Source organism: Glutamicibacter soli (assembly GCF_052322135.1).
GTDB lineage: Bacteria > Actinomycetota > Actinomycetes > Actinomycetales > Micrococcaceae > Glutamicibacter > Glutamicibacter soli.
On the sequence record NZ_CM125969.1, the window covers coordinates 2,849,804 to 2,870,260 of the forward strand.

The following is a 20,457-nucleotide window of genomic DNA, read 5'->3' on the forward strand; positions in this document are numbered from 1 at the left end:
TCATATTTCTCTTCCGGGGCGCTTGCGGGGCAACCACCGGGACCCCGTTTAATGCCCGATGCCGGCCCCGCTCGCGGTGAGCGGGGCCGGCATCGGGACGGGCCTGGGAGCCTGGCGGCAGGCTAGTTTACGCCGCGCAGGTCAAGCTGCAGCTCGTTCTCGCCCTCGGCGTCCAGCAGCACCGGGATGCCCCAGTCCTGCTGGTACAGGTGGCAGGCCGCGTGGTCCGGGATCTCGCCGCCTGGCTCGCCGTCGCAGGCGGCCGCGCGGGCGGTGATGTGCAGGACGCCCTCGGCAACCTGCGGGTTCAGGCTCAGCGTGCGGGTCAGGCCGGTGGAGGTGCCCGCGCCGTCGAGGATCAGCTCCTCGGGGCTGGCGGAGATCTTCAACTGGGTCGGATCTCCCCAGCGGTCATCGAGCTTCTGGCCCTTCGGCGCGGCGAAGCGTACCTGGATCGCGTGGGCCCCTGCCTGCACCCGGGTCTTGGGGCGCTGGGTCTGGCTGGCGCCCTCGTCGATGACCAGCGCCTCGGCGGGGATCGGGATGCGCACCAGCTGGTGGGTGTTGGTCTCCACCACCAGCAGCACCGGGGCGCCGTCCACGGAAGCGTCCACCAGCACGTCGGCCGGCTCCTTCAAGCCCTTGGCCAGGGTGGAGACGGTGTTGGTCGACGGGTCGAAGCGGCGCACCGCGCCGTTGTAGGAGTCGGCGATCGCGATCGAGCCGTCCGGCAGCACCGCCACGCCCAGCGGGTGCTGCAGGCGCGCCTGCTCGGCTGCGCCGTCGCGGAAGCCGAAGTCGAACAGACCCGCGCCGATCGCGGTGTGCACGGCCACGGCGTGCCCTTCGGAAATCTCGATGCGGCGCAGCGCGCTGGTCTCCGAGTCGGCCACCCACACGTCCGCCCCTGCCAGGGCCAGGCCCGAAGGCTGGGCGAACCACGCCTCGGTGGGCTCGCCGTCGGCCAGGCCCTCCAGGCCGCTGCCGGCGAAGACCGACACGGCGCACGTGCGCGGGTCGAAGGCGAAGATCTGGTGGGTGCCGGCCATCGCGATGACCACCAGGCCCGATGGGTGGTAGAGCACGTCCCACGGGGAGGAGAGCGAAATGTTCAGCGCGTCGGTGCCCAGCTGCGTGGGCTGCTGCGCGCTGCGCGCGGTGTCCGCATCCAGCAGGCGCTGCACGCCGTTGCCGGCCAGCGTGCCCACCGCGCCGGTGGACAGGTTGACCGAGCGCAGGCGGTGGTTCACGGTGTCGGCGACGATCACGTCGTAGCCAACTTCTGCGGCAAGCTCCGCCGGCAGCGCGGTCAGCCCCTGCAGCTCGTTGAACTGCGCGGTGTCCGCGTTGCCGTCCGCGTAGCCCTTCACGCCGGCGCCGATGGTGCGCACCAGCTGCAGGTCGGCGGTCAGCTCCACCAGGCGGTGGTGGCCCGAATCGCCCACCAGGAAGTTGCCGTTGCCCAGCGCGATGGCCTTGCCCGGGAAGCGCAGGTCGCCTTCGCGGGCCTCGGGCGCCACGTAGGGGCCATCGCCGCGGTGCAGGGTGCCCTTGGCCTCGTGCTCGGCGATCAGTTCCTCGATCAGCGAGCCCAGGCCCTGGGCGTGGCCCTCGCCGGAAAGGTGCGCGACGATGTAGCCCTCGGGATCCAGCACCACCAGGGTCGGCCAGGCGCGCGCGCCGTAGGCCTGCCAGGTCACCAGCTCCGGGTCGTCCAGCACCGGGTGGTGGATCTCGTAGCGCTCGACGGCGGCGGCCAGCGCCTCCGGGTCGGCTTCGTGCTCGAACTTCGGGGAGTGCACACCCACGGTGACCAGCACGTCGGAGTACTGCGCCTCCAGCGGTCGCAGCTCGTCGAGCACGTGCAGGCAGTTGATGCAGCAGAAGGTCCAGAAGTCCAGGATCACGATCTTTCCGCGCAGGGCTTCGAGGTCCAGCTGCTTGCCGCCGGTATTCAGCCAGTTGCGGCCCAGCAGTTCGCTGGCGCGGACCTTGTAGTTGGCTCGGACCGAATCGGAAGTGGCGCTCATGGGCATCCTTTCGCAGTTGCCTGGGTGTGGCAGATTGTCTTCAATTATCCGCCACCGCACCGGTGGGGACTAAAGGTGTTAAGCAACGTTGAGTGCCGCCCCGGCAGGCGCCGGATTCGACTCCTGCGCAGTGCAACCCGCGCGCGCCTGGCGGTATTCCCCGCGCGCCTGCGGCGCTACTGCACCTGGGTCATCGTGGTGTCCAGGATGCTGGTAGCCACCTGGTTGAAGGTCTTGTCGTCCAGCGGCTGGGAGGAGACGAAGGAGACCATGCCGGCGTAGTTCCCGGTGGCGGAGATCAGCACCAGCGAATCCTGCGGGTACTTCCCGTTGCGCGTGTAGTACAGCGCCGAATCCACCGAGTCCACCTTCGGGTCGGAGAACTTCAGGGTCTCGGAGTAGTCAAGCCCGTTGATCTTCACGCTCCGGCAGTCAGCCAGGATGGCCGACACGTTCGCGAAGTGCTCCTTGAGCTCCTGGCGGTCCTGGTCGTTCTCCAGCTTGGCGACCTCGATGGAACCGGTGATGTTCTGCGACTCGTTGGTGAAGTCGGTGCGGGCCGCCTCGGTGCCCAGCTGCACCGGGGACCAGTTCAAGTCGTCGACCGGGGCCGCGCAGCTGCCCGGCAGCACCACGATGTCCTTGAGCGTATCAGTCGGCTTTTCGGCCAGCGCCTTGAGGTCCTCGCCCTGGATCTTCGCGGAGTTCGGGAAGCCCAGCTTGGCGGCGATCACGGCGCCTGCGGTGGCGGCGACCTCGGCGGTGCTCAGGTCCGGCACCTCCGGGCTCGGGGTGGCCGACTCCCCCGAGGCGATCTTGTGCGTCTGGTCCTGCGGCATCTCGGCCGGTTCGGCCGCGCAGGCGCTGAGGGTGAGCAGCAAACCCGCTGCCATCAGTGCGGTGAACTTCTTAGCCACGGGTTTCCTTCTCATCGATCTTCTTGTAGCGCTCGAACATCTGGTTGTATGCTTCCAGCTCGGCATCGCCGTCGCGGTCGGCCTTGCGGTCGTAGCGTTTGGTGTCCTTGTTGTCCTGGCGCAGCCAGGAGACCGCGACCATGATGGCAAGCACCAGGGTCGGGACCTCGCCGATCGCCCACATGTAACCGGCGCCCAGCTCCTGATCGGCGATGGCGCTGCCGCCCCAGGTGCGGCCCATGTTGCCGAAGTAGTCCGGGGCCAGCAACTGGGTGGTGCTCATCAGCGCGACGCCCACGAAGGCGTGGAAGGCGACGGTGGCCAGCAGCGCCACCAAGCGGATCGGGTACGGGTAGCGCTTCGGGACCGGGTCCGCATCGATCAGCGAGAGCGCGAACAGGTAGCCGGTGAGCAGGAAGTGCAGGTTCATCAGCTCGTGGCCTGCGTGGTAGACCATGGCAGGTTCCAGCACCGGGGAGAAGTAGAAGATCACGATCGACCCGGCGAAGTTCACCGCAGCGAAGATCGGGTGGGTGATCACCTTCGAGTAGCGCGAGTGGATGACGTAGTTGATCCATTCGCGCGGCCCGCGGGTGCCGTCGGTGCGCGGGGTGAGCGCCTGCAGCAGCAGCGTCACCGGCATGCCCAGCACCAGGAAGATCGGCACGATCATGGTCAGCGACATGTGGTCGATCATGTGCGTGGAGAACTGCACCTTGCCGTAGACCGCGACGGCGCCGCTGGTCACGTAGAACAGCGCGGCCAGGCCGACGATCCAGCTGACCAGGCGCAGGATGCTCGGCTTGTCGCCGCGGCGGCGCAGCGTGATGAACGCCCAGAGGTAGAAGGCCAGGCCGAACAGGCACACCGCCACCCAGATCCAGTCCATGCGCCAGACGGTGAACCAGCTGGACATGGTCGGCGCCTCGGGCAGGTCGTACCCGGTCAGCAGCCGCGCCGGGGACACCACCGGTGGGGCCTCGTCGCTGGTCGGCGGCGCGGTACGGGCCAGCACGGTGGCCAGTGACATCACCGCGGCCATGATGGCGACCTCTGCGGCGATCACGCTCCAGGCGGCCTTCAGGACGCTGTAGTCGCCCGCCAGCAGCTTCGGGATCACCCGGCTGCGGTGCATCAGGCCCAGCGCGCCGAGCATCAGCGTGAGCAGCGCCTTGCCCATCAGCAGGAAGCCGTAGGTGGAAAACAGCTGGCCGACCTCGGTCACACGGATGACCGCGGAGGCCACGCCGGAGCCGATCATCAGGAAGATCGCGCCGGTGGCGACCGCAGAGAAGCGCTTGAGCACCACGCCAGCCAGCAGCTGGCCGCGCTGCCGGCCCGGGGCTTCGCCACCCATGGCAGGGGCAAGCAGGCCGAGCATCATGATGCCGCCGAACCACAGGACCACGGCCAGCAGGTGCAGGCCGATGGAGTTCACCGCGGCGAAGTGGTCGTCGCCCCCGGAGGCGTGGCCGATGAACGCCAGCGGGATGATGCCGGACATCGAGAAGACCGCGGCGAGCCCCACCCCGGTCTTGGAGCGCACTGCCAGCGCCAGCGAGGTGGTGATCGCGGAAATCACGACCATCCACGCCCAGGCGCGGCCGGTGGTGATGCCCATGATGTAGTCCAGCATCGCCACGGAGTACTCCGGGCGCAGGTTGATCGGGATGCCGGCCAGGTCCCAGAAGGTCAGCATCAGCACCCCGGCGGCGGACAGCGTCCACACCACGCCGGCGCCCGCGGCGATGTTCATGCAGCGGGTGAAGGCCGGGTGGTCGTGGGTCTGGTCCTCGGCCTCGCCGGCGGCCGCGCGTTTGGTCTTCACCGCGCGCGGCACAATGGCCGCCGCGAAGACCAGCGCCGCCACGGCCAGCGCCATGGAGGTGTGGTGGATGGCTCGGGTGGCGGGCAGCGCCCAACGCACGAACGGCCCGGGGTCTCCCAGCAGGCTCGGCGCGGCGATTCCGGCGAGGAGCACCGCCACCACGAAGGTGAGTGCCATCGCCAGGATCCCCGGCAGGATGAAGCGGGTGACTTTTGGCGCGCTCTCGCGCTGTGCAGTATCTATGGCCATAACCTTTCCATCATCTCACTTGCCCGCGCCGGAGCGGAGGCCGCTGGGCGGTTTTCTGCCGGTCGGCGGTGCATCTCACACCGCCGGCCGGCAGCGGCCTAGCCCAGCAGCTGCTGGCCCAGGTACATGCCCGGCTCGATGCCCGGCAGGATCGCGTATAGCGCCGATCCTCTCGGGGTCAGCCAGGTGTTCAGCAAGTCCGCCTCGGCCAGCCGACGCTGCAGCGGGATGAAGCTGGTCGCCGGATCACGCTGGTAGCTGGCGAACAGCAGCCCGGAGGCCTCGCCGTCGACGAAGTTATAGCCGCGGCGGTGGATCGCCTCCTGCGCGCTGCGCGGCATCGCGAGCGCCACGTGGGAGTTCGCACCGATCACCGGCAGCCCCACCTCGTTCACGGCATCCAGGTCCACCGGATCCTCCGGCACGCTGCCGGTCAACGGCGAGCCGTCGGACTGCCGGCGCCCCAGCGCGAAGTCGCGCCCCGAGGTGGCGACCTCGTCCCAGCCTTCCAGGTCCATCTCGAACCGGCGCAGCGCCAGCGTGGTGCCATTGGCGATCCAGCTGGGCTGATCCGGCGTGCCGAACACTGCCAGCTCGCGGGTCTCCCCCTGGGGGTTGTTGACCCCGTCGACCTGTCCGAACAGGTTGCGGAAGGTGTTGCCGGAGCCGCGCTGGTGCATGAATCCGCGCTGGATGAACTGCTTGTCCGCCAGCCCGCGCAGGTTCTTGGACACCGCGCGCACCGCGTGAGCCAGCACCGTGGGGTCCTGGCCGCAGAACTGGATGAGCAGATCGCTCTGCCCGTACCGCTTGTGCAGCTTGTCCCCCGCGAAGCCCGGCAGCGTGCCGACCTTTGCGCCGCCCATGACATCCAGCAGGCTCTGGCCGACCCCGACCGTGAGGGTCAGGTCGCTGGGGCCGGCTGCCATTTCGGCCTCGGTGTCAGCCAGCACTCCGCGCCCGGCGGTCAGCCGCTGCGCGTCGTCGGTGATCATCTTCAGCAGCGAGCGCAGCTGGTCCTTCTTGCCGCCGTCTCGCCAGTTGAGGTTCCAGCCGACGAAGACCGCGTGGGCCTGCGGCGCGTCCAGGATCCCGGACTGGTACTTCCCGTGGAACGGGAGGTACTGCGGGCCCTGCTGCGCGGGCGCCGCGGCAGTGGCTGGCCCGGCCACGGCCTGCGAGGTGCCGAAGCCGGCGAGCACGCCGCCCAGCGCCGCGGCCGCCGAGGTGCCCAGCAGCATCCGGCGGGTTGGTGCATTAGCCATCGTGGTTCATCGATTCATGATCCATGGAGCCGTGGTCCATGCCGCCGTGATTCTCGTAGCTCTCCTTGGCGCCCGTGAAGTTGCGGACTTCGAACGGCACCTCGGTACTCGATCCGTCGCTGAAGCTCAGGGTCAGCGACGCGGTTTCCGAGGCGACCAGCGGGGCCTTCAAGTCCATGTACATCAGGTGGGTTCCGCCGGGCTCAAGGACTGCATCCTTGCCGGCCTCGATCTTCAGCGCGCCGTCCAGCTGCGACATCTTCGCGTCGGTGCCGGTACCGGTGGTTTCGTGGATCTGGATGACGTTGCCTGCCTGATCCTCGACCTTGGCCAGTTCGATGTCGGTGCTGCCGGCGTTGTGCAGCACGCCGAAGGCGGCGGTCATGCCCGTCTGGGCTGCCTTGGCCCAGGTTTCGCTGGCCTGCAGGGAAGATGCCTGGGTGGCCGGGCTTTCGGAAGCCGCCGCCCCGGTGGCGTTCGCGCCGTCCTGGGCGCAGCCGGTGAGCAGCAGTCCCAGTCCGAGCAGGGCGGCGGTGGTCTTCAGGGTGTTCTTGGTGTTCATGGGTTTCTCAAGCTTTCGGTGTGCAACCGGCGGCACGATTTTCCGGCGTGCGCAATCACGGCACGTCGGGCGCGCCGGTTAGGAATGGGGAAGATTATTTGGTGTTGCGCATGAACTTGACCAGTACGGCGATGACGCCGCCCAGCACCACGACGCCAGCAATGATCCAGACGACCGGGTTCATCCCGGCGCCCAGGTCCTGCACCGGCTGGACCGGCTGCACGGTGGGCTGATCCGCGCTCGGCGACGCTGGAGCGCTTTCCGAAGCGGTTGCGCTCGGCACGGCAGAGGCAGGTGCGTCGACGGTGAAGTTGATGGAGTCCTCCACCGGGTGCCCATCGGAGGAGATCACCCGCACGGCCAGGGTGTATTCGCCGGAGGCAAGCTCGGCGTCCGGCACCACGGTGACGGTGGTGCCCTTGGTGCTGGCGGTGGTCGCGACCTTCTTGCCCGCTTGGCTCAAGGCGACGACGGTCGAGTCGGTGCCCGAGAGCTGCTGCAGTTCCGCGGAGAAGGTCATCGTAATTTCCTTCGGCGAGCTCTTCACGCTCGCGCCGTTCTCCGGGCTGGAGCCGGTGAGGAAGTCGTGGGCGTTGGCCGCCCCGACGGTTCCCAAGGCCGCCAGCAGTGCGACCGCCGCGCCGGCGATCAGTCGGGAGATGTTGTTACGCAGTTTCACAGTGGTCCTTCCAGGTCCCCGGGGTCCGGGGAAGTACGTATTGATGGGGTTCAGGCGCTCAATACGAAGGAAGGCGGTCCGCGCCGTTCGGGCAACCTGCCCAGCTGCGCAAGCTTGAGTTGGAAACGCAGCGGGTAGTAGCCGGGAATCGGGCGCAGTTCCGGGACCGGAATGCGGATCAAGGACAGGAGCAGTCGGGCTGATCCCAGGGTAAGCACCCCGCGCAGCGGAACGAGCAACCGCTCGGCGCCGTTCAGCACGAGGATGCTGGTTGCGGCGGCCAGCACGTGGGCGTAGAGCATCGATTCGCTCTGCACCTGGGCGTATTGTTCGACGATCTGGCCCGAGAGATCCACGGGACCGTGATGGGCCGCGTGTTCCATTGCGGCCAGCGGCCCGGTCTCGCCATGGCTCATCACCGACAGCGACAAGTGGAACAGCCCTTGGCTGAGCACAACCACCAGGCTGGTGGCCCACAGCGAGAATTTGCGTCCCAGCATAGCCATGGCGATCACGGCCGAGACGCAGGTGATCAGCAGCATTACCATCAGCGACATCTTGGTCGGTGCCTGGTGCGCGTGGGCGGCGAACGCGGTCCAGGTGCACACTGAAGCCGCGAGCCAACCGCGCACAACGCGGATCGCTGGGTTCTTGGGCACGTGGTTCAGCCGTTCGTCGACGGGTAGGTGATCACCGCTGATTCTACGCGAAGTAGAAGATTGCCTCAAAGTCCGGGGCATGCCAAAGGCCCGGGTCCGCGACATCGCGTGGAACCGGGCCTTCAGGAAAGCTTGCGGTGCTTACTTCTTGGCGACAGCGGCCTTCAGCTTCGAACCAGCGGTCAGCTTCACCGAGTGGCCGGCAGGAATCTCGATGGCTTCGCCGGTCTGCGGGTTGCGGCCGGTGCGAGCTGCACGGTCGGTGCGCTCCACTGCCAGCCAGCCTGGGATCGAAACCTTCTCGCCCTGCGAGATCTGCTCAACGAAAACGTCGAAAACAGCATCCAGAACACCGTTGACGGCAACCTGGGAGTTTTCGGTCTTCGCTGCAACAGCGGCAACAAGTTCGCTACGGTTCATAGCCAATGTATGTCCTCCTGGACTAGTGGTCCAAGGCCCGGTTCAGACCTCGAACGCCGCGCGGTCGCACGGACTTATCAGTCAAGAACATACCAAACCTGAGGGAGAGAAACGCCCGAAAACAGCGTATTCTCCGGGATTTTTTCAGCTATTGCCCATTTTTTGGGCCCAAAGGCGGCAATTCTTGACCCGAACGGCGTTAAAACGCTTAACGAAGCCGCCCGCCGGGCCGAAGCGGAGCTTCGTTCCGGCGGGCGGCTGCGGGAAGGATCGGGGTACTACTTCTTGGCGACAGCGGCCTTCAGCTTCGAACCAGCGGTCAGCTTCACCGAGTGGCCGGCAGGAATCTCGATGGCTTCGCCGGTCTGCGGGTTGCGGCCGGTGCGAGCTGCACGGTCGGTGCGCTCCACTGCCAGCCAGCCTGGGATCGAAACCTTCTCGCCCTGCGAGATCTGCTCAACGAAAACGTCGAAAACAGCATCCAGAACACCGTTGACGGCAACCTGGGAGTTTTCGGTCTTCGCTGCAACAGCGGCAACAAGTTCGCTACGGTTCATAGCCAATGTATGTCCTCCTGGACTAGTGGTCCAAGGCCCGGTTCAGACCTCGAACGCCGCGCGGTCGCACGGACTTATCAGAGATGAACTTACCAGCAATAACCGTCAATTCCTGCATCAATCCGCGGATTGCATGGAGTTTCTCCTGCCATTCGAGGTGTGAAAGTTCACGAAATCAGCCGTGTGCGAACGGGTCGAATCCGTCGTTAGCCGCCGTGAACAGTTGCCAGGCGCGCTGCTGCAGTTGCTTGCTGCGGGTGCTCTTTGCGGGGCTGGCCAGTGTAATCGGGCCCTTCGAGACGTATTTGGGCCCCAGGTACACGCCGGTCGGTGCGGAGCCGAGGTCCGGGTTCAGCGCCGCCTCGACGATGGCGACCGCGCCTTCGTGTTTGCCCTGCGCGAAACCGGCCTGCAGCTGCCCCTGCAGGCGTTTGGCGTAGCCGGGCTCGTTGACGCCGGCGATCTGCGGAGTCAGCCCGGACACCGAATAACCTGGGTGCACGGTGATGGAGCGTGCCGGCCAGGACAGCTGGCGCAGGCGCCGGTCCAGAGCCAAGCCGAACCCCTGCAGCACGGCCTTGGACTGCGCATAGGCCCGGTAGGGGTGGTAGTCCCGCTCGAGTTTCAGGTTCTGCGGGTCGGCCTGCAGCATCAGGGTGGACATCGAGCCCAGCGCGATGAAGCGCAGCGGGTGGGACGCGAAAGTTGCTGCGAGCTCCCCCACGAGCCGCGCATGGCCGAGCACGTTGGTCGTCATCACACGCTCGTAGCCGAGCAGCCCGGGCTGGCGCGTACGCGGGGTGTGGATGATGCCGGCGTTGGCGACCAGCACGTCGATGGTGCGGCCGCGCAGTTCGGCGGCCAGACCCACCGCGGAGGCCATGGAGTCCGCGTCGAACTGCATGAATTCGAGTTGCGCCTGCGGCACGCGTCGGCGGATCTGCGCGGCGGCGTGTTCGGCCCGCGCCTGGTTGCGGCAGGCCATGAGCACGGTGGCCCCGCTCTCGGCCAGGGCCAGCGCTGTGAAGAAGCCCAGCCCGGCGTTGGCCCCGGTGACTACCGCGGTCCTGCCTCGGCCCAGGCCGGCCCAGCGGCCGCGGTTTGCATGGACGTCGCCCAGCGGTTGCGTGTACTGGGGTGCTGAATGTCTACCGGTGGCTTGCTGCATGGCTTCCACGCTACTATGCGCCCGCTGCGGGTTCCGGAAGGCTCGGGCCGGTTCGGCTGTGAATACGCCATGCCCGCCCGCACGGCGCAGGGGTCATCCTTGAACACGCGGTGGCACGGTGGGAAAATAGAGCCATGGGTGCCCCGAAACCTGACGAGAATGCGGCACTGAACGCCGCCCGTTACAAGTTGAGCCAATCGGCTGGCGAACAGTTGCCGGTGGACGAATACGCCGAGGCCACCGGCATGGCCCCGGTGGACGAATACGCCGAGGCCACCGGCATGGCCCCGGTGGACAAGGCTCCGAGCACTCCCCTGCAGTTCTACGCCGAGGACGAGGCCTGGGAGGTCGCGAACTCCGTGCTGGACGAGGCCTTTGCTCGCGGCGACTTCGACAACCTCGCCTTGGCGGGAAAGAATATCGACCACATCACCAACACCACCGATCCGGACTGGTGGCTGAAGTCGATGATGCACCGCGAGAAGATCTCCGGTCTCGGCCCGCCGGCGCTGACGCTACGAGTGGAGGACGAGCATATGGACCAGACGCTGGACCAGCTGCCTACCGAGGCGGCGGTGCGCGAACATATCGAGGACTTCAACCAGCGTGTTATCGAGGCCCGGCGCCAGCTGCTGGGCGGCCCTCCGGTGATCACCGCCCTGCGCGATGCCACCGCCGAGGTCCTTGCCTGGCAGCAGCGACGTCGCGCCGCCGCCCCGGCCCATGAGGAACAGCCCGACCAGGCCACGCGCCGCTGGTGGCAACGCAGGAAGCGGGCTTAACGGCGAAAGCCGCCCTCCCGAAGGAGTGCGGCTTTCGCTAAGTCAGAAGACTTGCAGGTCTTACCAGGAAGACTTGGTGATGCCCGGGAGCTCACCACGGTGTGCCATGTCGCGGAAGCGAACACGGGAGATACCGAACTTCTGGAAGGTACCGCGTGGGCGGCCGTCAATGGCGTCGCGGTTGCGAACGCGCACTGGGGAAGCGTTGCGTGGCAGCTTCTGCAGGCCAACGCGGGCTGCTTCGCGAGCCTCGTCGGTGGCGTTTGGATCGATCAGGGTCTTCTTCAGTTCGAGGCGCTTTTCAGCGTAACGCTCGACGATGACCTTGCGCTGTTCGTTCTTTGCGATCTTGGACTTCTTGGCCATGTCTTAGCGCTCCTCTCGGAATTCTACGTGCTTGCGGACTACCGGGTCGTACTTCTTCAGAACCATGCGGTCTGGGTCGTTACGACGGTTCTTACGGGTTACGTAAGTGAAACCGGTGCCGGCGGTGGACTTCAGCTTGATGATCGGACGTACGTCCTTATCCTTCTTTGCCATTTTTAGAGCTTCACACCCTTCGCAATCAGGTCTGCAACAACAGCGTCGATACCGCGGGCATCGATGACCTTGATGCCCTTGACCGACAGGGTCAGGGTCACCTTACGGCGCAGCGAAGGCACGTAGTAGGTCTTCTTCTGGATGTTCGGATCGAAACGACGCTTGTTGCGACGGTGCGAGTGGGAGATGCTATGTCCGAAGGCCGGAGTAGTACCGGTTACCTGGCAAACAGCTGCCATGATCACTCCTCAGTTAGTTAGTAGTAAAAATTCGACGGTACTCGCGCGTGCTGCCCATAAGTGAATATCGACAGCACATCTGCGTTATGAGTCCCGCCAACCAGTGAAACACCGTTATTACTGCACACTAGGAAGAAACCAGGCTGGGTGAGAACCAACCGAAGAGCCTTAAAGTATGTAAGACGGTGAACTTCGCAGCCGATCGAGCATTTTCCCCGTACTCAGTGGGTTGCGACATTCGGTATTACGGGCTATTCGTGCATGCCAAGATCCCAAAAGATGGCATTACGGCATGCGCGATTAACGCCAGATAAGCTTATCGAGAATTTCTCAGGGTTCCAAATCCTTGGAAGGGTCCTGCAGGATCCAATGCTCCGGGTCCATCCCCGCGGTCAACTTGCGGGTAATTCGTCGAAGATCGTTAATGTCCTTGTCACTCAGGGATTCGAAGAGCAGCGCACGGACAGTTGCCACATGGTGGGGTGCCATGCGCACCACAGCCTGCCAACCAGCGTCGGTTAATGAGGCGATTTTCACACGGGCGTCTTCTTCGGACTGCTCGCGTGCCACCCAACCGCGGACCTCCAGTTTCTTCACCACGTGCGACAGGCGCGAGAGCGAAGCGCTGGTGCGCGATGCCAGCTTGGTCATGCTCATCTTTCGCCCCGTGGACTCCGAGAGCATCGCGAGCATGTGGTAGTCGAAAAGGGTAATGCCATCCAGAACCTGCAGGTCCGAATCGAGGGCGGCAGGCAGCAGCGTCAACACCGCATTCAGCCCCAGCCATGCTTCGCGCTCCTGCTCCGAAAGCCAAACCGGTGTCTCGCCCATGAAGTTGTCCCCTCTGTGGTCGTGCATCGCTCCCGCAGCATCAGCGGTGCGACGGTATTAATTTGCGGGCCGCAAGCGACCCACAGCAGCCCTTCCAACATTCCAAGGATGCGAAGCACCTCGCACTAAGGGGGAAGCATTTTGTCACTCTCTTGGAAAGAACGGTGCTGAGGGCTCCATAGTATGCGAATTTCTCCTCGGGTGACAGCGCAGAACAACGACAGATTCTCGCCGGGACGCCACAGAGGGAACCCGGGCGTGCCAGGTTCCCTCTGTAGCAGGCGTGTTTAGACCTTTTCCAGTTGCTTCTTCTTGCGGTAGCTGATGATCTGCCCGATGATCACCACCAGCAGGGCGACGATGAACATCGCCGAGCCGATCACGTTGGCCTGGGCGGGGATGCCGCGGGTGGCCGAAACGTAGATGAACTTCGGGAAGGTCTGGAAGTTGCCGGAGTTGAAGTTCGTGATGATGAAGTCGTCGAAGCTCATCGCGAAGCTCAGCAGCGCGGCGGCCACGATGCCCGGAAGCAGCAGCGGGAAGGTCACCTTCCAGAACGCCAGCCGCGGCGAGGCGTAGAGGTCGGCGGCGGCTTCCTCAAGCCGCGGATCCAGCGAGGACACCCGGGCGCGGACCGTGACGATCACGAAGGACATGCAGAACACGGTATGCGCGATCACGATGGTCCAGTAGCCCAGCTCCCATCCAAGGTTCAGGAACTGCGCCAGCAGCGAGGCGCCGAGCACTACTTCCGGGGTGGCCAGCGGCAGGATGATCAGCACGTCGGTCAGCTTGCGGAAGCGGAACTTGTAGCGCACCAGGCCCAGCGCGATGCAGGTGCCCAGCGCGGTGGCGATCAGGGTGGCGACGATGCCGACCTGCAGCGAGTTGGCCAGCGACTCGCACACCGCCGGGGCGCCGCACGGGTTCGCCCAATTATCCCAGGTGAAACCGCGCCATTCGAGGTTGGTGCGGCCCGCATCGTTGAACGAGAACACGAAGATGTAGACGATCGGCACCAGCAGGTAGACGAAGGCCAGGCCTCCGACGACGGGAACAAACCAGCGTCCCAATTTCATTTACATCAGCTCCTTGGTGCCGAAACGCCGGATATAGATCGTGACCAGGACCAGGATGGAGACCATGAGCACGAAGCTCAGCGCCGCCGCCCCAGGGTAGTCGATGACCTTGAAGAACCTGGAATCGATCACCTGGCCGATCATCGTCGTATTGCGGTTGTTGCCCAGCAGTGCGGAGTTCACGTAGTCGCCGGCCGCCGGGATGAAGGTCAGCAGCGTACCGGCGAAGATGCCCGGGGCGCTCATCGGCAGCGTGATCCTGAAGAAGGAGTTCATCGGGCTGGCGTACAGGTCGCCCGCGGCCTCCAGCAATCGGGTGTCCAACCGGCCCAGGTTCGCGTAGATCGGCAGCACCATGAACGGCAGGAAGTTGTAGGTCAGGCCGGCGACGACGGCGAAGGGCGTCGCGGTCAGGTGCCCGTCGGCTGGAAGGATCGCCACGAACTTCAGCGCCTGGGCGATGAAGCCCTCGTCGGCCAGGATCTGCTTCCACGCCTGCGTGCGCAGGATGAAGCTGGAGAAGAACGGGGCGATCAGCAGCACCAGCAAGATGCCCTGCAGCAGGGGCTTCTCGCGCAGCCGCACCGCAACCAGGTAGGCCATCGGGAAGCCGATCAGCAGCGCCAGCACGGTGGCGATCAGCGCGAACCAGAAGGAGCGCAGCAGCTCAGGCCAGTAGGCCGAGAGCACCGTCATGTAGTTGCCGATCTCGAAGCCCGGCACGAATTCGCCGATCTCAGCTCCCGGCGGCTTCACGTACAGGCTCATCGCCAGCAGCACCACCACCGGCAGCGCGAAGAACAGCGCCAGCACCAGCAGCCCCGGGGCCACCAGGTAGATGCCGGTGCGCCCCTTGCGGCGCTCGGCGCGGATCTCGTCCTTGCTGCGCAGGTCGCTCAGGCCCGACTTGCTGATGGTCTGCGTCATTGCTCCACCCCCGCGTCCATGCGCTCGTCGCCGGCCAGGCCGAACGAGTAGTCGGCCTCCCAGTACAGGTAGACGGTGTCCCCCACGGCCGCCGGCTGCTGCCCGCGGTTCTGCGAGAAGGTGCCGATGCGCCCGATGCCCGGCACGTCCACCAGGTATTCGGTGGTGGTGCCGGTGAAGGACACGTCGATCACGGTGCCCGACAGCTCGTTGTGCGCCGCCCCGGAGGAGGTGCGGTCGATGGTGATCTTCTCCGGGCGCACGCCCACGACCACCTGCCCGCTGGTCTGCACCGCGCGGTCCTCGGGCAGCAGCACGCTGTGCCCGGCGACGTCGACCTCCAGCAGCCCGGCGCGCTTGCCGGTGACCTCGCCGCGCATCAGGTTCGACTTGCCCAGGAAGTTCGCGACGAACGCGGTGCGCGGCAACTCGTAGAGCTCGCGCGGCGGGCCCATCTGCTCGATCCGCCCCTCGTTCATGACCGCGACGGTGTCGGCCATGGTCATGGCCTCCTCCTGGTCGTGGGTCACGTGGATGAAGGTCAGGCCCACCTCGGTCTGGATGGTCTTCAGCTCCAGCTGCATCTGCCGGCGCAGCTTCATGTCCAGCGCACCCAGCGGCTCGTCGAGCAGCAGCACCTGCGGGCGGTTGACCAGCGCGCGGGCCAGGGCCACTCGCTGCTGCTGGCCGCCGGAGAGCTGGGCCGGCTTGCGGTTGGCAAGATGCGCCAGCTCCACCATTTCCAGCCCGGCCTGCGCCTTGGCCATCGCTTCGGGGTCCTTCTTGCGCTTCAACCCGAACGCGACGTTCTCCAGCACGCTCATGTGCGGGAACAGCGCGTAGGACTGGAAGACGGTATTCACCGGCCGCTTGTGGCTGGGCAGCGAGGTGACGTCCTCGCCGCCGATCGAGATGCTGCCCTCGCTGGGTGCCTCCAGGCCGGCGATCATGCGCAGCGTGGTGGACTTGCCGCAGCCCGAGGGGCCCAGCAACGCGAAGAACGTGCCGGAGGGGACCAGCAGGTCCAGGTCCTTGACGGCGACGAACTCGGCGAAGCGCTTCGTGATGCCGCGCAGCTCAAGGTCCGCCCCCGAGGTGCGGGTTTCTGGCAGGGTGGGTGCAAGATTGGCGTTCATACCCCGATCACTTCCTGGAATTGGTTCTGGAAATCTGTTTCTTCCTCCACCGACAGCTCGCGCTCGGAGCTGGTGTTGGAAAGGAATTCCTCGGTCGGGAAGATCAGCGGATCCTCCACGAGCTCGGGATCGAACTTCTCCATCTCCTCTTGGGCGCCGAGAACCGGGCAGAGGTAGTTCACGTAGGCGGCGACCTCCGCGGCCACGTCGGGCTGGTAGTAGAAGTCCATGAGCTTCTCCGCGTTCTTCTTGTGCGGCGAGCCCATGGGCACCTGGAAGTTGTCGCTCCACAGCAGGCCGCCGCGCTCGGGCAGCGCGAACTCCCACTTGCCGCCCTCCTCGAAGTTCAGCTGCGTGATGTCCCCCGAATAGGCCAGGCCGGCGATCGCGTCGCCGCTGATCAAATCCTGCTTGTAGGCATTGCCCTTGACCTGGCGGATCTGCCCGTTCCGGATATTACGGTCAAGCACTTCCAGGCTGCGGCCGAACTCGACCTGTCCCCAGGACCCGGCGATGTCCACGCCGTCGTCGAGCATCAGCATCGGCATCGTGTCGCGCATCTCGTCGAGCATGAAGATGCGTCCCTTGAGCTCCGGATCCCACAGGTCCTCGACGTTGCGCAGCCCCTTGGGGAACGCCTCCTTGTTCCAGACCAGGCCGGTGTAGCCGGACTGCCAGGTCAGGGACTTCTTGCGCCCCGGATCGAAGCGCACCTCCTGCAGCGCCGGCAGCAGGTTCTTGATGTTCGGGATGTTGTTGTGGTCCAGCTCCTGGGCGTAGCCCTGGCGGATGATGCGTTCGGTCATCCAGTCGCTGAAGACCATCAGGTCCTGGCCGATGTCCTGCCCGGCGGCCAGCTGGGCCTGCACCTTGCCGTAGTAGGAGTCGTTCGAGTCGATGTCCTCCGCGTACTTTGCTTTCAGCCCGCTTTCCTTCATGAAGCGCTGCAGCGACGGGTAGTTCTTGGCCTTCTCGTCGTAGTCCAGGTACAGGGTCCAGTTGGCCCAGTTCACCACGGCTTCGCTGTCCGACAGGTCGGTGGCCGGGGCCAGCGCCGCGGCGTTGCCCGAGCTGGTGCCCTTGGTCCCGCAGGCGGACAGCAGCCCGGCCAGGGCCAGGCCCGCCGCTCCTGCCAACACCGAGCGGCGCGAAGCCTGCGCCTGCTCGATGCCCTGCAACAGCCGTCGGCGCTGGTTATTGATAGCGCGTTGGCGCGTCATGCCATGCTCCTATGAATCATGCGCCGATGGCACTTTGGAAATCTGCGGCGAAACTCGATTCCTCGTCCGCCTCCAGCGACCGGAAGACGTGGGCCTTGGCCAGATCCTCCTCGGCCGGGAAGATGAGCGGGTTCTTCATCAGCGACGGATCGATCTTCTCCATCGCCTCCTTAGCCCCGGTGACCGGGCAGATGAAGTTCACATAGGCCGCCACCTGGGCGGCGATCTCCGGCTGGAAGTAGTAGTCCATCAGCTTCTCCGCGTTCGCCTTGCGCGGGGAGCCGACGGGAACCATCAGGTTGTCGCTCCACAGCGTGCCGCCGGCCTCGGGGATCACGAATTCCCACTGGTCGTCGTTCTCGAAGTTCATCTGGACCAGATCCCCTGACCATACGATGCCGGCGATGGCGTCTCCTGAGATGAAGTCCTCCTTGTAGGAGTTGCCCTTGACCTGTCGGATCTGGCCGCTGTCGATGTTCCCGCGCAGCACCTCCAGCGCCTTCTGGAACTCGTCCTGGCCCCACTGGCCGGAGATGTCCACGCCGTCTTGCAGCATCAGCAGGCCCATGGTGTCGCGCATTTCGTCGAGCACCGTGATCCGGCCTTTCAGCGCCGGATCCCACAGATCCGAGACGCTCTTCAGTCCCTTGGGGTACTTCGCTTTGTTCCAGGCGATGCCCGCGTAGCCGGACTGCCAGGTCAGCGAGTGCTCGCGGCCCGGATCGAAGTCCACGCCCTGCAGGCTCGGCAGCAGGTTGGAGCTGTTGGGGATGTTCGCCAGATCCAGCGCCTGAGTGTAGCCCTGGCGGATCACGCGCCCGGCCATCCAGTCGGTCAACGTGAAGATGTCCTGGCCGATGTCCTGCCCCGCCTTCAGCTGGGCCTGCACCTTGCCGTAGTAGGTGTCGTTGCCGTCGACGTCCTCGGAGTAGTTCACCGTAATGCCGCTCTGCTTGCTGAAGGCTTCGAGCGTCGGATAGGTCTTGGATTTGTCGTCGTAGTCCAGATAGAGCGTCCAGTTGGCCCAGTTCAGCGTCGGATCCGATGCGGATACGTCGGTCACGGCCGGAGCAGGGCCCACCGTGGCACCTCCGCCGCCACCGGTGCCGCAGGCGGCAAGCAGCCCGCCTAGGCCCAGTGCGCCGGCGGCGCCGAGCACCGAACGGCGGCTGAGGCTGCGCTGGCTCATGGCGTTGACCAGTGCTCGAATTTGTGGATCCTGCGGCGTCTTGTGCGAGTGCGACATCGGACCATCTCCCCCATTTCTCATCGCTGCATGTGCGATCGATCACACGATTCGTGTTGAGGAACATCCTGTCAGGTCGAGGGGGCGCTGACAAGACTCCGGCAAAAGATTCCACATTAAAATCCTCCCCATAGCGTCGAAAACTTTATTGATAAACCCCTTTCGCAACTGATTCGGTGGCGGTAGTGTCGTGGCTAACGCTGTTGAGACGAGGATGATCATGACACTGCCGCCACCGGCGAGCGCCGGCATCGACGAGATTTCCAAGGAGATCATCGAGCAGCTGCAGGAAGACGGACGCCGCTCCTACGCCGCCATCGGCAAGGCGGTGGGCCTGAGCGAGGCGGCCGTCCGCCAGCGTGTGCAGAAGCTCGCCGACAGCCAGATCATGCAGATCGTGGCCGTCACCAACCCGCTGGAGCTGGGTTTCACCCGGCAGGCGATGATCAGCATCGTCGCCGCATCGGACATCAGCTCCACCGCCGACAGGATCGCCGAACTGCCCGAGGTCGACTACTGCGTGGTCACCGCCGGCAATGCGGACATCCTGGCCGAGGTGATCTGCTCCAGCGACGAAGACCTTCTGCGGGTTATCAGCACCATCCGCGGCATCGAGGGTGTGCTCAGCACCAACACCTTCACCTACCTTTCACTCAAAAAACAGGAATACAACTGGGGAACACGATGAATACTCCACTTGGCACCGACCGCCAGCAAGCCGCCCGCGACCACCTCTGGATGCACATGGCCCGGCACTCCGGCCTGCACAACGGGGGCAAGGTGCCGATCATTTCGCGCGGCGAGGGACACATGATCTACGACGACGCCGGCCGCGGCTACATCGACGGCCTGGCCGGGCTGTTCGTCGTCAACGCGGGCCACGGCCGCGCCGAGCTGGCCGAGGTCATGGCCAAGCAGGCGGAGAAGCTGGCGTTCATGCCGCTGTGGTCCTACGCCCACGAGCCGGCCATCGACCTGGCCGAGCGGTTGGCAGGCTACGCCCCGGGCGATTTGAACCGCGTCTTCTTCACCACCGGCGGCGGCGAGGCGGTGGAATCCGCGTTCAAGCTAGCCAAGCAGTACTTCAAGCTCAAGGGCCAGCCGGGCAAGACCAAGGTCATCTCCCGCGCGCTGGCCTACCACGGCACCCCGCAAGGCGCGCTGGCGATCACCTCGCTGCCGGGGATGAAGACCCCGTTCGAGCCGCTGGTTCCCGGCACCTTCCGCGTGCCGAACACCAACTTCTACCGCGCGCCGGAGATGTTCTCCGAGAACGAGAAGGACTTCGGGCTGTGGGCCGCCGAGCGCATCCGCGAGGCCATCGAATTCGAGGGCGCCGACTCGGTCGCCGCGGTCTTCCTGGAACCGGTGCAGAACTCCGGCGGCTGCTTCCCGCCTCCCCCGGGCTACTTCGACCGGGTGCGCGAGATCTGCGACGAGTACGACGTGCTGCTGGTCTCCGATGAGACCATCTGCGCCTTCGGCCGCATCGGGGACATGTTCGCCTGCAACGACTTCGGCTACACCCCTGACATCATCACCTCCGCCAAGGCGCTGACCAGCGGCTACGTCCCGCTGGGCGTGATGATCGCCTCCGAGAAGCTGTTCGAGCCGTTCACCAAGGGCGACACCACCTTCTACCACGGCTACACCTTCGGCGGTCACCCGGTGGCCGCGGCGGTGGCGATGGCGAACCTCGACATCTTCGAACGCGAGGACCTGAACGGCAACGTGCATCGCAACGCCGACGCCTTCAAGTCCACCTTGGAGAAGCTCAAGGACATCGACATCGTGGGCGACGTGCGCGGCGCCGGCTACTTCTACGGCATCGAGCTGGTGAAGGACAAGTCCACCAAGGAAACCTTCAACGACGAGGAATCCGAGCGGCTGCTGCGCGAGTACCTCACCCCGGCGCTGTGGGAGGCAGGCCTGTACTGCCGCGCCGACGACCGCGGCGACCCGGTCATCCAGCTCGCGCCGCCGATCACCATCGGCCAGCCCGAGTTCGACCAGATCGAGTCGATCCTGCGCTCGGTGCTCTCCGAGGCGTCCAGCAAGATCTAGTTTCCACACCCTTCGGGCGCGGCCGGTGTAACCTGGCTGCGCCCGATTGGTGCTTTGTG

22 protein-coding genes are annotated in these 20,457 nt (G+C 65.4%); 3 read left to right on the top strand and 19 right to left on the bottom strand.

Annotated features, from left to right (window positions below):
- Window positions 1-122: 122 nt before the first annotated feature.
- From ACTX90_RS13540 to ACTX90_RS13585, 10 genes are all read right to left on the bottom strand, one after another.
- Window positions 123-2,030 carry an NHL domain-containing thioredoxin family protein gene (locus tag ACTX90_RS13540; protein ID WP_443442238.1) on the bottom strand — a complete coding sequence of 636 codons (1,908 nt, stop codon included), beginning with the start codon at window positions 2,028-2,030 and terminating at the stop codon, window positions 123-125.
- Window positions 2,031-2,206: 176 nt separating this feature from the next.
- Complete coding sequence (locus tag ACTX90_RS13545) at window positions 2,207-2,947, bottom strand: hypothetical protein (protein WP_424573370.1); 741 nt, start codon at window positions 2,945-2,947, stop codon at window positions 2,207-2,209.
- The gene (locus ACTX90_RS13550; protein ID WP_443442239.1) at window positions 2,940-5,024 is read right to left on the bottom strand and encodes a bifunctional copper resistance protein CopD/cytochrome c oxidase assembly protein; all 2,085 of its coding nucleotides are present in this window, start codon (window positions 5,022-5,024) and stop codon (window positions 2,940-2,942) included. Before ACTX90_RS13550 ends, ACTX90_RS13545 begins: the two co-directional genes overlap by 8 nt.
- Window positions 5,025-5,122: 98 nt before the next feature.
- Window positions 5,123-6,289, bottom strand: a complete 1,167-nt coding sequence (locus tag ACTX90_RS13555) for a Dyp-type peroxidase (protein ID WP_424573368.1) — start codon at window positions 6,287-6,289, stop codon at window positions 5,123-5,125.
- Window positions 6,282-6,851, bottom strand: a complete 570-nt coding sequence (locus ACTX90_RS13560; RefSeq protein ID WP_047119904.1) for a copper chaperone PCu(A)C — start codon at window positions 6,849-6,851, stop codon at window positions 6,282-6,284. The genes ACTX90_RS13555 and ACTX90_RS13560 overlap by 8 nt, the downstream gene beginning before the upstream one ends.
- A 94-nt stretch (window positions 6,852-6,945) precedes the next feature.
- Window positions 6,946-7,530: a copper resistance CopC family protein gene (locus ACTX90_RS13565; protein WP_161447463.1), complete on the bottom strand. Its 585-nt coding sequence runs from the start codon at window positions 7,528-7,530 to the stop codon at window positions 6,946-6,948.
- Window positions 7,531-7,580: 50 nt separating this feature from the next.
- Window positions 7,581-8,189 carry a hypothetical protein gene (locus ACTX90_RS13570; RefSeq protein WP_183043069.1) on the bottom strand — a complete coding sequence of 203 codons (609 nt, stop codon included), beginning with the start codon at window positions 8,187-8,189 and terminating at the stop codon, window positions 7,581-7,583.
- Between the two features lie 141 nt (window positions 8,190-8,330).
- Complete coding sequence (locus ACTX90_RS13575; RefSeq protein ID WP_047119907.1) at window positions 8,331-8,615, bottom strand: HU family DNA-binding protein; 285 nt, start codon at window positions 8,613-8,615, stop codon at window positions 8,331-8,333.
- Window positions 8,616-8,887: 272 nt separating this feature from the next.
- On the bottom strand, window positions 8,888-9,172 hold the full coding sequence (locus tag ACTX90_RS13580; protein WP_047119907.1) for an HU family DNA-binding protein: 285 nt from the start codon (window positions 9,170-9,172) through the stop codon (window positions 8,888-8,890).
- A 169-nt stretch (window positions 9,173-9,341) separates the two neighbouring features.
- Window positions 9,342-10,334, bottom strand: a complete 993-nt coding sequence (locus ACTX90_RS13585) for an SDR family NAD(P)-dependent oxidoreductase (protein WP_443442240.1) — start codon at window positions 10,332-10,334, stop codon at window positions 9,342-9,344.
- 134 nt (window positions 10,335-10,468) lie between these two features.
- Here ACTX90_RS13585 and ACTX90_RS13590 point away from each other — a divergent pair, with 134 nt between their 5' ends.
- Window positions 10,469-11,116, top strand: coding sequence for a DnaJ family domain-containing protein (locus ACTX90_RS13590; protein ID WP_443442241.1), 648 nt, complete (start codon window positions 10,469-10,471; stop codon window positions 11,114-11,116).
- Window positions 11,117-11,176: 60 nt separating this feature from the next.
- Here ACTX90_RS13590 and rpsN read toward each other — a convergent pair whose 3' ends face one another.
- The 9 genes from rpsN to ACTX90_RS13635 all read right to left on the bottom strand — a co-directional run bounded on the left by rpsN (window position 11,177) and on the right by ACTX90_RS13635 (window position 18,334).
- Entirely contained in the window at window positions 11,177-11,482 is a 306-nt protein-coding gene (rpsN, locus tag ACTX90_RS13595) for a 30S ribosomal protein S14 (RefSeq protein ID WP_047119909.1), read from the bottom strand.
- A 3-nt stretch (window positions 11,483-11,485) separates the two neighbouring features.
- Window positions 11,486-11,656, bottom strand: a complete 171-nt coding sequence (gene rpmG / locus ACTX90_RS13600) for a 50S ribosomal protein L33 (RefSeq protein WP_022874359.1) — start codon at window positions 11,654-11,656, stop codon at window positions 11,486-11,488.
- Window positions 11,657-11,658: 2 nt separating this feature from the next.
- Entirely contained in the window at window positions 11,659-11,895 is a 237-nt protein-coding gene (gene rpmB, locus ACTX90_RS13605; protein WP_047119910.1) for a 50S ribosomal protein L28, read from the bottom strand.
- A gap of 330 nt (window positions 11,896-12,225) precedes the next feature.
- The gene (locus tag ACTX90_RS13610) at window positions 12,226-12,726 is read right to left on the bottom strand and encodes a MarR family winged helix-turn-helix transcriptional regulator (protein ID WP_053799457.1); all 501 of its coding nucleotides are present in this window, start codon (window positions 12,724-12,726) and stop codon (window positions 12,226-12,228) included.
- A gap of 287 nt (window positions 12,727-13,013) precedes the next feature.
- Window positions 13,014-13,805 (bottom strand): ABC transporter permease, encoded by a 792-nt coding sequence (locus tag ACTX90_RS13615; RefSeq protein ID WP_047119911.1) that lies wholly within the window; start codon window positions 13,803-13,805, stop codon window positions 13,014-13,016.
- A complete protein-coding gene (locus tag ACTX90_RS13620) occupies window positions 13,806-14,732 on the bottom strand; it encodes an ABC transporter permease (protein ID WP_113607529.1) in 927 nt (308 codons plus the stop codon).
- Complete coding sequence (locus ACTX90_RS13625) at window positions 14,729-15,868, bottom strand: ABC transporter ATP-binding protein (RefSeq protein WP_113607530.1); 1,140 nt, start codon at window positions 15,866-15,868, stop codon at window positions 14,729-14,731. The genes ACTX90_RS13620 and ACTX90_RS13625 overlap by 4 nt, the downstream gene beginning before the upstream one ends.
- On the bottom strand, window positions 15,865-17,088 hold the full coding sequence (locus tag ACTX90_RS13630) for an ABC transporter substrate-binding protein (protein WP_443442243.1): 1,224 nt from the start codon (window positions 17,086-17,088) through the stop codon (window positions 15,865-15,867). Before ACTX90_RS13630 ends, ACTX90_RS13625 begins: the two co-directional genes overlap by 4 nt.
- A 16-nt stretch (window positions 17,089-17,104) precedes the next feature.
- Window positions 17,105-18,334 (bottom strand): ABC transporter substrate-binding protein, encoded by a 1,230-nt coding sequence (locus tag ACTX90_RS13635; protein WP_443442244.1) that lies wholly within the window; start codon window positions 18,332-18,334, stop codon window positions 17,105-17,107.
- A gap of 220 nt (window positions 18,335-18,554) precedes the next feature.
- Here ACTX90_RS13635 and ACTX90_RS13640 point away from each other — a divergent pair, with 220 nt between their 5' ends.
- Together ACTX90_RS13640 and ACTX90_RS13645 are read left to right on the top strand one after the other, a co-directional pair.
- A complete protein-coding gene (locus ACTX90_RS13640) occupies window positions 18,555-19,022 on the top strand; it encodes an Lrp/AsnC family transcriptional regulator (RefSeq protein WP_053799458.1) in 468 nt (155 codons plus the stop codon).
- Window positions 19,019-20,398, top strand: coding sequence for an aspartate aminotransferase family protein (locus tag ACTX90_RS13645; protein WP_047119916.1), 1,380 nt, complete (start codon window positions 19,019-19,021; stop codon window positions 20,396-20,398). The genes ACTX90_RS13640 and ACTX90_RS13645 overlap by 4 nt, the downstream gene beginning before the upstream one ends.
- Window positions 20,399-20,457: the final 59 nt, after the last annotated feature.